Below are 12518 nucleotides of genomic sequence, written 5' to 3'. Positions count from 1 at the left end.
CACGCTCCTTACTTAGTTGGTTTAGCTAAATATATACAATGGTCTATAACTGCTTTAGCAGATGGCCTTATAAAATTGTTTTTGCTAGATTCTTCATGCTTTGATGGCTTTGTATTTATTTCAAGTAACCAAGGCTTGCCAGAAGGATCCAGTGCTATATCAACGCCAAGTTCGGCAAAATGACCGCCTGCCTCTATTGCAATAATAGAAGCAACTTCAATTGCGAGCTCTGTCATTAATTTTTTTACATGTAAACTTGTATTTTTATCAAAATGTGGTTGAAGTACTTCTAAGATTTTGTGGCGGTCGCCTCCTTGGGCTAAGTTAGAGACAAATGTACCTTTTGCAGATACTCGGGCGACATAAGATGAGACTCTCCATTGATTATATGAGTCCTTATGGCATAAAAGTCGAAAATCTAGTGGTCTATCATCAACTTCAAGAAGAGGTACACAAGCCTGCACAATATACGCAGTCTTTGAAATTCGTGCCTTTAACGTGTAAAATAAAGAATTCACGGTATCAAACGATTGAGACTCCCCAACCTGAGGCATAGCCGACTCATGCATATAAATTTTTTCATCATCAAGCATAACTCGGTATATACGCTGTCCTTGGCTACCATGTACTGGTTTTAAAAACAAGCATTGATGTCGCTGTAGCATATTTTCTAGAGTTTGCTTGTCATTCAATAGGTACGTTTCAGGCAGGTAAGGATGTAAATATTCATGTTTTTGGAGAATATCGTGAACTTCCCATTTGTGTAAAAAACGATCATTAAATATTGGGATATGTTGTTCTTGAAGGCAGGATAAAAACGCCTGATATATCGGTGATTGCTCGCGTTTTCGTGAATGAATTCGATTGTGTATTACATCTGGATGGGGCACAGTTGTTTTTACCCAAGCATCATCATGCTTAACATACCCTTCAATCGCATCTTTGTGATACATACTAAGCTGACAAACAAAGAAGTAATAGCCATGCCGCTTACAATAGCTATCAAGCTCATTACAAAAGTCATGAATATTACCGAAATTGACATTATTATGTGTCTCTCTTAATTCTGTAACAAGTCCTATTACTGGCCCAATCATTAGAGTTTTACTGTCTTCATCATACGAAACAGCTAGATTACAATCCCAATCTGGCAAGCAAAGCTGTTCACTCACGTGTAACGGTAACACTAGCTCATCTGTTTCCTGAATTGGCATCACCCGAACAGGTATGTTATTTCTACCAAATGTCAATGTTACAGGTTCAGCTGTTGGAATAGATAACTTGTTACAAATATCAGTATCTAACCTTATTGAGGTAAAGCGTTGCGAAATACTTGAAAGAAACATTTCTTCACTTTTTTCTTTTTTTGAAGATAAAACTGCTAAAAATTCTTTTTGTTCACTTTGTTCTCTTTTAACAATTACAACTAGCGAATCATCCATCATATACATCCCTCATTTGCTGGCAAACTAAACAAACACTATAATAAGAAAAGCGGAAGCGCTTTGCTCAGGCCCGACTAGCTTAAGACGGCCTCCGCAGGAAGGGCCTGCCCTCCGAAGGTGGTCGGCTTAAGACCTCGAGGGCCTAAGCGCTGAAGCTAGACAAAAGATAAGCGGAGCCGACTGCTCAGGCGCGACACGGCTGGAGGAAAAGTGATGAAGTCGTTTTTTTACTTCATCGACTTTTCTGAAGCATCGCGAGCGCCTAGGCGGAAGAGCTGAACAAAAGAAAAGCTAAATAATCATTTATATATAGGCGAATGTCTGATATCGTATCGTATGTAGAAACAATATAAACTGTGAAACATTTGATTTATTGGAGGATTATTATGGAAGCAACTTTTTTAATTATTGGGATGATGATTGTGGGAGCAGTCATAGGAGGGTTTACAAATTCTTTAGCAATTAAGATGCTTTTCCGCCCCCACAATCCAATTTTTATATTTGGAGTTAGATTGCCATTCACACCCGGGCTCATACCGAAGCGTCGTGACGAGCTTGCTCATCAAATGGGGAAAATGGTTGTCGAACATCTTTTAACACCTGAAGGATTGCGCAGAAAACTACAGGAGCCTAGCTTTAAAGAGGATATCTTGCGATGGGCTACTGAAGAGATAGAAAGATATTTAGATTCAGACCGAACAATAGCAAGTATAGCTGCAAAAATGGGGGCTACTAATCTAACTCAATCCCTAGAAGATAAAATAGCCGGTTGGGTAGCAGCAAAGTATGATACACTAGTACAAGGCGAAACGCCTATCGAACAAATTCTATCTCCGAAAATCTTAGAAAAACTCGATGAACAGCCTAGAAAGCTTGCAGATTACTTAGCTGATAAAGGAATAGAATTTTTTCAAACTGAAGAGGGTAAACGAAAGCTTGCATCTATGATTGATGAATTTTTTGAAAATCGTGGCATGCTTGGTAATATGGTACAGATGTTTTTAGGTCAAAATGGATTAACGGAGAAGATATTACCAGAGCTTTCTAAATTTTTACATAACCCTCGGACACGAGAAGCTCTTGCCCAGCTTATTCAAGGTGAATGGAATAAGTTAAAAACATTAACCTTTAAAGACATTGACGAGCAAGTTGGTACTGGTAAAATCTCAGCAGAATTACAAAAGCAAACACTTACCTTTTTAAAGGTTGAGAAAACACTAAACAAACCTATTGGGAAATTATTATTATCTTATAGACAATCAATTATAAATAATTGGCTTCCTAGTATTTTCGACAACATGAGTGAGCTATTAGCCACCCGTATTGAACGAATGATGGAACGATTACACTTAGCAGACATTGTGAAGCAGCAAGTCGAATCTTTTAGTGTGTCGAGATTAGAGGATATGGTTCTATCCATTTCTCGTAGAGAATTCAAAATGATCACATGGCTTGGAGCTCTTCTAGGAGGTCTCATTGGATTCGTTCAAGGTGTCATAGTTATGTTGCTTGGATAGTCATATTTATCAAGTTTTGTTCTATAGTTAATATAACAAATTTTTAGGAGGTATTATTTTATGTCAGTAAATCTACATGACGTTGCATATGAACTTGAAAAAGGTATTCGTGAGAGTGATGAATTTAAAGCCGTAGCAAATGCTTATGAAAGCATGCAGCAGGATCCAGAGTCACATCAATTATTTGAACAGTTCCGCTCAATTCAAGTAGACCTACAACAAAAGCAAATGGCCGGTCAAGAAGTAACAGAACAAGAAGTACAACAAATTCAAGGTCTTGCTATGCAGGCACAGCAAAATGAAAAAATTGCGAAGCTTATGGAAGCTGAACAACGTATGAACATGATTTTCACAGAAGTAAGTCGTATTATGATGAAGCCACTTGAAGATCTTTATAAATAATACACACAGAAAGCGAGCTAGGGCTAGAACCTTTAGCTCGTTTTTTTGTTTGATACAGGTATCCAGCCAACTTTGACAGTCTTTTTGATATTGATAGGCAACCTTCTCACTGAAGTGCACGAGACTGCCAAATAAAGCAACTCCTCTTTTAGCATACTAAGATGCTTGAGCCACTTGGCTTTCCTAATGTTACAACACCTACATTACCGACTTCTTTTTCGGGAAATTCTTGAAAAAAGGGGGGAAACTCTTGAATACGCGCGCGGAATTCTTGAATAACGCGAATAAATTCTTGAAAAATCGTAGAATTCTTGAATAACGGGGGAAAACTCTTGAATACGCACGCGGAATTCTTGAATAACGCGGATAAATTCTTGAAAAATCGTAGAATTCTTGAAAAACGGGTGAAAACTCTTGAAAACGCGCGTAGAATTCTTGAATAACGAGGATAAATTCTTGAAAAAAGCGTAGAATTCTTGAATAACGAGTGAAATCTCTTGAAAAAGCGTGCGGAATTCTTGAATAACGCGGATAAATTCTTGAAAAATCGTAGAATTCTTGAAAAACGGGTGAAAACTCTTGAAAACGCACGCGAAATTCTTGAATAACGCGGATAAATTCTTGAAAAAGCGTAGAATTCTTGAAAAACGGATGAAATCTCTTGAAAACGCGCGCGGAATTCTTGAAAAACGGGTGAAAACTCTTGAAAACGCATGCGGAATTCTTGAATAACGCGGATAAAATCACATTAAATCACCTGACACTAAAACAATCAATTCAATTATCTGTTCACCCTTCCCACATTTACCTTCTTTCCCTTAACAAACTACGTTGCTTATCCGAGTATTTCCCCCATTCACTTGAGTCTTATTAAACATGTCTTAGAGAATTTATTGATGTTTAAGGATGTGACTAAGTTAAGCAAATAGGCTACGTGATTGCTATGTAAAACCTTATATTTTTATGACAGATGTTCTATATATATAGCTCGGCTCATACAGATTAAAAAAGAGACTTTATTGTCGTAAAAAACTTGATTAGGGGGATCCCTTATGTTGTATAAACTACTAGCTATTAATATTGACGGGACACTATTGAAGCCAAATGGAAGATTACAGCGAGATACGAAAGAAGCGATTGACTTTGCTTTATCAAAGGAAGTATACGTTACATTAGTGACAGGTCGAAGTTTTTTATCAGCAAAAAAAGTCGCCAAAGCGTTAAAACTTGAATCCCATCTAGTTACTCATGATGGGGCATTTATTGGAGACAGCATTGATGAGCCACTTCAAGTTAAGCGATTATCGGAAGAAATGACATTTAATATCGTTCAAGTTCTTGAGACGTTTGAATGTAACATTCGCATACAGCACGAACGCTTCTCCATAAGTAATAAGAAAAGACTTCCAGGAAGCTTATTAGGGAAAGTTGTTTTAAGCTCTGGTGACCCTTTGTTTTATCCGTTACAATTTGTAGATTCATTAGGAGATAGTCTGCGTGATAAACCAGTGGAAGCACCGAAATTAGAAGTGTATTTTTCTGATAAGCAAGAACGAGAGCATGCTATGACTGCGATAGCTAATGCTTTCCCTGAGGTTGATGTAATTACTAAGGAAACGCATAATGCCTTTGTTATTGTTCCAAGAGGCGTTTCTAAGCTAGGTGGTTTAAAAGCACTTGGTAAACATCTTAATATTGAAGTAAATAAAATGGTCGTTATTGGAGACGAGAGCGATGATATTCCAATGTTAGAAGCAGCAGGGCTTGGTGTTGCTATGGGGCAAGCAAAACCAGATGTTAAGAAAGCCGCAGATTGGATTACCCGTTCAAACAACCAACTCGGTGTTGCCTATATGATTCGAGAACATTTTAGAAAGCAGCAACGCTTCGAGTTTTTAAATAAAATAAAAGTAGACTAATATATTGTAAAAGGAGAACGCAGAATATACGGCGTTCTCCTTTTTACTGTTTAAATCCCATTACAAAGAATTATTATAAGGCTTTTGTAGCATGATAAAAGTAAAATCATTAGAAGGTGCATCATGGATCTAACAAAATTTAACCCACAAATGAACAAGCAAAGAGCAAGACGTTACTTATACAGTCTTAATTCAATAACTTCTAATCATATTCATATAAAGAATCCTTGGATGGTTGCGTGGTGGTCCATGGCATTTCCGGGGTTTGGTCACTTACTTATTAACAGCTACTTCATTGGGTTTACGTTAATTATTTGGGAGATTTTTATAAACAACATGAGTCAACTCAATACAGCAATTCTCTATTCTATGCATGGTGAGTTTGAGACAGCAAAAGACGTTATTAATATTAAGTGGTTTTTATTTTACATAGGCATGTACATCTTTGCTATATGGGATTGTTATCAACGAACAGTAAAAATCAATCAGTTATATACTCTAGCATATCGCCAATCTCATCATGATACCGTCCCGTTTTACTTATCTCCTATCGAGCTAAATTTCTTAGAATTACGAACACCATGGATTTCTGTATTTTGGACGTTGCTAGTTCCTGGTGTGGGTCACATTTATAACAGACGGATCCCTGTTGCATTTTTCACATTAATTGTTTTTGTCATTATTGCTACACAAGCAAATTTACTGGAAGGCTTTCATTATGCTTTCTTAGGAGAATTCGAAAAAACAAAACAAATCATACAGCCACAGTGGTTCCTATATATACCTTCCGGGTATTTATTTATGATGTATGACGCTTACGTTAACACCGTGGAAAACAACAAAATGTTCAAAATCGAACAATCTCGTTTTTTGAAAGCTACTTATCAAAATTTCACTACAAAACACCCCATATAAAGGAGTAAAACATGTATATATTTGCTTCGTTTAAATATTCCAACTCATTAGAATTAGCTCTTGCCGAACTCGAGAGAAACAATATTGCTAAATCACATATACTTGTTGTCCCTTTAGATAAGCGAGTTGGGAAAACTGTTTTATTTGATTCTTTACACCAAACAGATGGCAAAAGCTTATTTGATTTAACTACAAGCTTTGGTGTTGTCTTTATGCTTCTTGGAGCTATTTATGGTTTTATATTAACGTGGGGTCCTATCATTTGGGCACTGATAGGATTAATTTTTGGTGGTGTGATAGGTACACTAGTCGGTATTTTATTTAAAAAAAAGCATGAAAAAGCACTTCGTTCTGATACGAAGAACGGAGAAGTCATTGTAATGGTTCATTGTAATCAATCAAATAAAACAAAGATTGAGGAGATTTTTTGGGATCATTATGCTGTTGGAGTTGGATTACATGAACCGCTGAAATAGGCGAATATTTACGACATGAGGAGTGTTGAGTCATGTATCGGAAGGTACTCATAACTATTATATTATGTATTTGTTTCTCTAAAAGTGCTATTGCCAAAAAAGATTGGTCATATTCAGGTGAAACAGGTCCTGAGTATTGGAGCCAAATCAAACCAGCCTATACCCTATGCGCTGAAGGGCATAAGCAATCACCTGTTAATTTTAACAATCCAACATTTTCACCATCACTCCCTTTTACCTATCACTACATACCTAGCTATTACAATATTCAAAGACGTGATTATACATTTGAAGTGGGTATTTCATCTGATGAGCATTTTAATTATGTATTAATAGATGATAGCAAATATTTTTTAAAGCAAATTCACTTTAATGCCCCTAGTGAACATACCATTAATGGAAACTTTCACCCAATGGAAGCTCACTTTATTCATCAAAATAGCGAAAAAGAATATGCTATACTCTCTATTTTCTTTACTTTAGGGGATAGTCATCGACTTTTAAAAAAAATTTGGGAAAGCAACGAAAAAACGGGTATTGTCGTGTTAAAAATTAACGATTTTTTTCCCGAGCATTTAAACAACATTGCATATGTCGGTTCCTTAACAACACCTCCATGTACCGAAAACGTAAAGTGGTATGTATTTGAAGAACCATTGCAATTATCAACTAAACAGCTAGATTATTATAGAGGCATATTCCCGCAAAACAATCGGCCAATTCAAAGGCAACTTCCTTAACATGCCCCTAATCACTTCTTTTTTTATGGATGGATTTTTAAAATAAAAAAAGCCCCAACCATATGGTAAGGGCTATTATGTTTACTTTTTTAATTATCAACCTTTACAGAATGACTTTTTAGCATAGCAAACATTGCAGCAGTAAATTCAGGTGTTTCTTTTTCCTTTAAATATTTAAACATCACACTGTATTCCTTTTTTTCTTTTGGCTTAACAGTGTAAAAACGGTATTCAACCATAGGTTTACCAAAATCCGTTTCTTTAAAGAGTCCTAACGCCTTTACAAAGTGAGTGTCTCCTATAACTGTTTCAGCTTTAAAGCCATAGGAAAAGGTATCTTCTAGTCCTATTTCATGTAAATTAACTTCTTCTACAAACGTATTTTCATCCGGTCCACCTTTACCGTTGTAAGAGTACGTCATATTTTCTAAAAATCTCATTTTAATTTTCTTGTCCATGTCAATCTCTAGTGAGCTTCGATCGTATTTATTTTCATACAGACCAAACTGAAGAACATGATACGGAGATTCTTCTGGCCATTCGAATATTGTATATCTATCACCATATGTATTTTCTTTCTTCGGATCTCCTACAACCTTTATCGTTGTTGCAAAAGCGGTCAATTCTGATTTAGCGGTTACGATTTGTTCTTCTCCATCAATAATAACTAATAATTCGTCGTCTTTTAACACTTGTGGTTCCTCTACTTGTTTAATGGCATCTTGTTTTTCTGTTGCATCAAGTGTCGCGTCAACTTTCTCTTCTTGCTTACTTTGAGTGCCATTACTACAACCTACTAATAAAAACGATAGTAGAATAGCCAACATCATTGTTGTCTGTTGCTTCATCAAACTTTCCCCCGTATGTCTTTTTATTAATATGAATTCAGCAACCTTTTGAAAATGGCTTATGATTTTCCCTTATGTATTAGTCTTTAGCCAATTAAAAGCCACCTTTTAAAACATTACACGTTTCAACTATTTTTGTGTACAAGAAAAATTATCCAAAAATAATAGCATGACAATTCACTTGGAATTATCATGCTACTTCTCCATTACTATGCTAATTTTTTTCCTTGCTGCAATTCGTACATTTGATAGTACTTCCCACCACGGGCCATAAGTTCATCATGAGAGCCTCGTTCAACGATTACTCCTTTTTCTAAAACTAAAATCAAATCCGCATTTTTAATAGTAGATAAGCGGTGAGCGATGATAAACGTTGTACGTCCTTTTTTCAGTACTTCTAGTGCATCTTGAATGAGTGCTTCTGTTTCTGTATCAATGCTCGCTGTTGCTTCATCTAAAATTAAAATAGCTGGGTCAAATGCTAGTGCGCGGGCAAAGGAAATAAGTTGACGCTGTCCTGATGAAAGTGTGCTTCCCTTTTCGATTACTTCCTCATCATACCCGTTTGGTAAATTCTTCAACAGTTGTTCGGCTCCGACATCACGAAGTGCTTTTTCAATTTTCTCACGCGTAATAGAAGGGTCATGTAAGCTTACATTTGTTGCTACAGAACCTGTAAACAAGAAGGGATCTTGCAGTACAATTCCCATATGCTTACGCAAGGCTTGACGCGACATAGACTGAACATCTTTGCCATCAATTAAAATGCGACCTTCTTGAATATCGTAAAAGCGGAACAGCAAATTCATAATTGAGCTTTTCCCTGAGCCTGTATGGCCCACAAGCGCAATTGTTTGCCCTTGCTTCGCTTCAAACGTAATATCCTTTAAAACGTATTCGTTTTCCTTATAGCCGAAATGAACATGTTCAAACGTTACATTCCCTTTATAGCGAGGTACTTGCTCTGTCGATACGTCTTCTCCCACCTCATCTAGTAGCTGGAATACACGCTCACCCGCTACACGAGCTTGTTCTAAGTTTGCGAGCTGATTCACAATACCGTTAATGGGATGGAACAATCTGTTTAAATAATCAACAAACGCATACAACACACCTAATGAAACAGCACCACTAGCTGTTAAGCTTGCTCCACCAAAATACCAAATTACCGCCACGAACGCTAGGTTACGAAACACCCAAACAAGATTATGAGAGGTTAAGGAATTAAGTGTTAAAATTTTGTTTTGGAACGTAAAATGCTCTTTATTTAATTCCTCGAATTCATTTTTTGTTTCGTGCTGACGACGGAATGCTTGAATAATATTCATACCTTGAATTGATTCATTGATCATGCCGTTAATATCACTTAGGCGAGCACGTACTACGTGATTGTATTTTGATGCAATTTTACGATACAGGTGAATCCAAACAAATAATATTGGCACCATAATCATACATACTAGTGCTAAACGGACTTCTAATAAAAATAGAGCTATATATATCCCAATAATATAGATAATACTTGTTACGAATTGAGCTAGTACTGTCACGTATAGCTCTCGAATTGCTTCTGTATCATTCGTTACGCGGGAGACAATTTTTCCGGCTGGACGATTATCGAAATAACGAATTGGTAGCCGTTGTATATTAGCAAACACATCCTCACGCATTTTTTGAATAATGCGGTTGGCTGCCGTTTGTAAATAGTATCGTTGTCCATACGTGAAAAATGTTGCCGCTACTACTAATGATAGATAGATTAGTAACCATGTTAGAATTGGTTTTAATTCTGGGCGATAGAAGCTCATTAATTCGTCACGAGTAAGCTTTGTCGCCTCATAGCTTGAGACCGTATCACCTTTTTTTATTGTAACAGTCCCGTCATTAATAGAGCGTTGTCCATCAATAGGAATGTCACCTTCTATAAAGTAATACGCTCTTTCAACTTGAAGGATACGCACTTCTCCGCCTTTCTCAACACCCTCTGGCAAACGGTCCTCTCTTGTATACCAATTTCCCTTATATAAAACTGAACCTTCAATTTCACTCGTTTCATACCAAGCTTTTTCAATCCCCATTACATTATTATCAATGATTTGCTTTGCAATGAACGGACCTGATAAGTCTGCTAATACAGCAACTGTTAGCATAACTAACGCAAACAAAATTCGCTTTTTAAAATGGAGTGCATATTGAAATAATCTTTTTCCTACTTTCATAACAGCACCCCACTTTCTTCAATAGCTTCTACCTGCTGCCGGATATACTGCTCTTTGTACCAACCATTCTTTGCTAACAGAACAGGATGTGTACCTTCCTCAATTATACGGCCATCCTCAAGAACTATAATCCAATCCGCATGCTCGACAGCACTCAAACGGTGTGTTGTAATAATGGTTGTTTTATCACTTCGTTCTTTACGAATATTTTCAATAATTTTATGCTCTGTCTTCGCATCAACCGCGGATAAAGAATCATCAAGAATTAATATTTCCGGATTAACTAATAGCGCTCTTGCAATCGAAATACGCTGTTTTTGACCGCCAGATAATGATACGCCTTTTTCTCCTACTATCGTTGCTAACCCTTCAGGTAAATTCTCAAGGTCTTTTCTGAAATCGGCTAAGTCTATTGCCTTATTTAATTCATGCTCAGTCGCATCTTTTTTACCAAAACGAATGTTTTCTTTTACGGTTCTGGAAAATAATACATGATCCTGTGGCACATACCCAATCCAGCCCTGCAATTGTTCAAGAGGAATTCTTTCAATCGGTGTACCTGCAATACGAATGTCCCCTTTACCAGTTGGAAATTCACGTAACAGCTGCTTCACAAATGTTGTTTTCCCAGCACCTGTTTTTCCTACAATCCCTAATGTTTGCCCTCGATGGAGGGACATAGATACATCATGCAGATTTTCAACCTCTGAGCTTGGATAGCGGAACGTCACATGCTTGTATTCTATTGAATCTGGTACTTCTACATGAAGCGGTTCAACATGATTTTCTACATCGGGTTTATAGCTCAATGTTTCATTAACACGATCAAGGGACGCATTTCCACGCTCCATGACATTGATGAGTTCTCCAATGGCAAACATCGGCCATATTAACATTCCAAGATACACATTGAATGTAACTAATTCACCAAGTGTAATGGTCTGGTTAAATACAAGATAAGCACCGTATCCAAGACCTATTACATAGCTCAAACCTACGAGAATTTTAACAGTAGGCTCGAACAACGCATCAATGCGCACTACTTTTTCATTTTTATCATATACATCCTCGGTCATTTCGTGGAAGCGTGCCTCATCTGCTTTCTCTTGTACATAAGCACGATTGACACGAACACCTGCAATTGATTCGAGTACATAATCATTCACATCACCAAATGCATCCTGCGCCACTGTAAATCTTTCATGTAACATCTTGCCGTACTTATGAACAAGGATGGCAAGTATCGGCATCGGAAGAATGGCGGCCAGCGTTAGCTGCCAACTAATCGTCGCTGCCATTGCTATTACGATAACAAGTAAAAACATACTTGAATCAACTAGTGTTAATATTCCGAATCCAGCTGTTTGACCGACTGCTCGCAAATCGTTTGTTGCACGAGCCATCAAATCACCTGTACGATTTTTTTGATAAAAGGTAGGTGTCATTTTAATAAGATGAGCCATAAACTTCGAACGTAACGTTCGTTCTAATACAAATGACGCACCGAATAGATTACGAATCCAGACAAAATTCACAACATACGTCAATACCGTCAATACTACAAGTGAAACAGCTAATTGCACCATAACAGCAGACGTTAAGTTTCCTGTATTAATGTAATCAATCGCCTGCCCCACCAAGCGTGGGGGGAACATTTCTAAGATTCCGCCAAATGCTAATAATGAGATAGCAATGACATACTTTTTCCAATGCTCTTTAAAAAACCAACTTAATTTACCTAAAACTTCAAACATAATCCGTCACTCCCTTGCTTTCTTCTCACGCTGACAAGGCTAGGTACCGTCTAGCGATCCTTCATTTAATAGTTTTCTTTCTGTAGTAAACAACATGCTCATACTACACAACTCCTTTTCTTTATTTTATATATGGAAAGACAAGCGTAGCCTGCCATACTCCCGATAAAAAACAAAAAATGCGCATGTCTATAAAATGACATACGCATACATGAATACAATAAAAAATTCAGATAAAATCAAAAAGACATAACGGAGCGTATGAACGCAACCAGTCCTAAGA

The 12518-nt window shown here is 37.0% G+C and carries 10 protein-coding genes; 6 read left to right on the top strand and 4 right to left on the bottom strand.

The window, feature by feature from the left end; genetic code table 11:
- Positions 1-8: 8 nt before the first annotated feature.
- On the bottom strand, positions 9-1445 hold the full coding sequence (locus tag EJF36_RS05165; protein WP_185806816.1) for a YheC/YheD family endospore coat-associated protein: 1437 nt from the start codon (positions 1443-1445) through the stop codon (positions 9-11).
- 386 nt (positions 1446-1831) lie between these two features.
- Between EJF36_RS05165 and EJF36_RS05160 the strand changes: the two genes are divergently transcribed.
- The 6 genes from EJF36_RS05160 to EJF36_RS05135 all read left to right on the top strand — a co-directional run bounded on the left by EJF36_RS05160 (position 1832) and on the right by EJF36_RS05135 (position 7414).
- A complete protein-coding gene (locus EJF36_RS05160; protein ID WP_125905297.1) occupies positions 1832-2962 on the top strand; it encodes a DUF445 domain-containing protein in 1131 nt (376 codons plus the stop codon).
- Positions 2963-3022: 60 nt separating this feature from the next.
- Positions 3023-3364 (top strand): YlbF family regulator, encoded by a 342-nt coding sequence (locus EJF36_RS05155; protein WP_125905296.1) that lies wholly within the window; start codon positions 3023-3025, stop codon positions 3362-3364.
- 1052 nt (positions 3365-4416) lie between these two features.
- On the top strand, positions 4417-5283 hold the full coding sequence (locus tag EJF36_RS05150; RefSeq protein ID WP_125905295.1) for a Cof-type HAD-IIB family hydrolase: 867 nt from the start codon (positions 4417-4419) through the stop codon (positions 5281-5283).
- Positions 5284-5406: 123 nt separating this feature from the next.
- Complete coding sequence (locus tag EJF36_RS05145) at positions 5407-6198, top strand: hypothetical protein (RefSeq protein ID WP_125905294.1); 792 nt, start codon at positions 5407-5409, stop codon at positions 6196-6198.
- A gap of 11 nt (positions 6199-6209) precedes the next feature.
- Positions 6210-6674, top strand: a complete 465-nt coding sequence (locus tag EJF36_RS05140) for a YtxH domain-containing protein (RefSeq protein ID WP_125905293.1) — start codon at positions 6210-6212, stop codon at positions 6672-6674.
- A gap of 32 nt (positions 6675-6706) precedes the next feature.
- Positions 6707-7414: a carbonic anhydrase gene (locus tag EJF36_RS05135; protein ID WP_125905292.1), complete on the top strand. Its 708-nt coding sequence runs from the start codon at positions 6707-6709 to the stop codon at positions 7412-7414.
- Positions 7415-7503: 89 nt separating this feature from the next.
- Here EJF36_RS05135 and EJF36_RS05130 read toward each other — a convergent pair whose 3' ends face one another.
- The 3 genes from EJF36_RS05130 to EJF36_RS05120 all read right to left on the bottom strand — a co-directional run bounded on the left by EJF36_RS05130 (position 7504) and on the right by EJF36_RS05120 (position 12235).
- On the bottom strand, positions 7504-8262 hold the full coding sequence (locus EJF36_RS05130; protein WP_125905291.1) for a hypothetical protein: 759 nt from the start codon (positions 8260-8262) through the stop codon (positions 7504-7506).
- 209 nt (positions 8263-8471) lie between these two features.
- Positions 8472-10481 (bottom strand): ABC transporter ATP-binding protein, encoded by a 2010-nt coding sequence (locus EJF36_RS05125; protein ID WP_125905290.1) that lies wholly within the window; start codon positions 10479-10481, stop codon positions 8472-8474.
- Entirely contained in the window at positions 10478-12235 is a 1758-nt protein-coding gene (locus EJF36_RS05120; protein WP_125905289.1) for an ABC transporter ATP-binding protein, read from the bottom strand. The genes EJF36_RS05125 and EJF36_RS05120 overlap by 4 nt, the downstream gene beginning before the upstream one ends.
- Positions 12236-12518 lie beyond the last annotated feature (283 nt).

The organism is Bacillus sp. HMF5848, from assembly GCF_003944835.1.
Taxonomy (GTDB): Bacteria; Bacillota; Bacilli; order Bacillales; family HMF5848; genus HMF5848.
The sequence above is the reverse complement of the archived record's forward strand: the minus strand, read 5'-3'. Positions and strand labels throughout refer to the sequence as shown.

Bases quoted from the DNA above. Each gene is read 5' to 3' on its own strand.
- EJF36_RS05165 (WP_185806816.1), bottom strand. From the start codon at position 1,445: ATGATGGATGATTCGCTAGTTGTAATTGTTAAAAGAGAACAAAGTGAA.
- EJF36_RS05160 (WP_125905297.1), top strand. From the start codon at position 1,832: ATGGAAGCAACTTTTTTAATTATTGGGATGATGATTGTGGGAGCAGTC.
- EJF36_RS05155 (WP_125905296.1), top strand. From the start codon at position 3,023: ATGTCAGTAAATCTACATGACGTTGCATATGAACTTGAAAAAGGTATT.
- EJF36_RS05150 (WP_125905295.1), top strand. From the start codon at position 4,417: ATGTTGTATAAACTACTAGCTATTAATATTGACGGGACACTATTGAAG.
- EJF36_RS05145 (WP_125905294.1), top strand. From the start codon at position 5,407: ATGGATCTAACAAAATTTAACCCACAAATGAACAAGCAAAGAGCAAGA.
- EJF36_RS05140 (WP_125905293.1), top strand. From the start codon at position 6,210: ATGTATATATTTGCTTCGTTTAAATATTCCAACTCATTAGAATTAGCT.
- EJF36_RS05135 (WP_125905292.1), top strand. From the start codon at position 6,707: ATGTATCGGAAGGTACTCATAACTATTATATTATGTATTTGTTTCTCT.
- EJF36_RS05130 (WP_125905291.1), bottom strand. From the start codon at position 8,262: ATGAAGCAACAGACAACAATGATGTTGGCTATTCTACTATCGTTTTTA.
- EJF36_RS05125 (WP_125905290.1), bottom strand. From the start codon at position 10,481: ATGAAAGTAGGAAAAAGATTATTTCAATATGCACTCCATTTTAAAAAG.
- EJF36_RS05120 (WP_125905289.1), bottom strand. From the start codon at position 12,235: ATGTTTGAAGTTTTAGGTAAATTAAGTTGGTTTTTTAAAGAGCATTGG.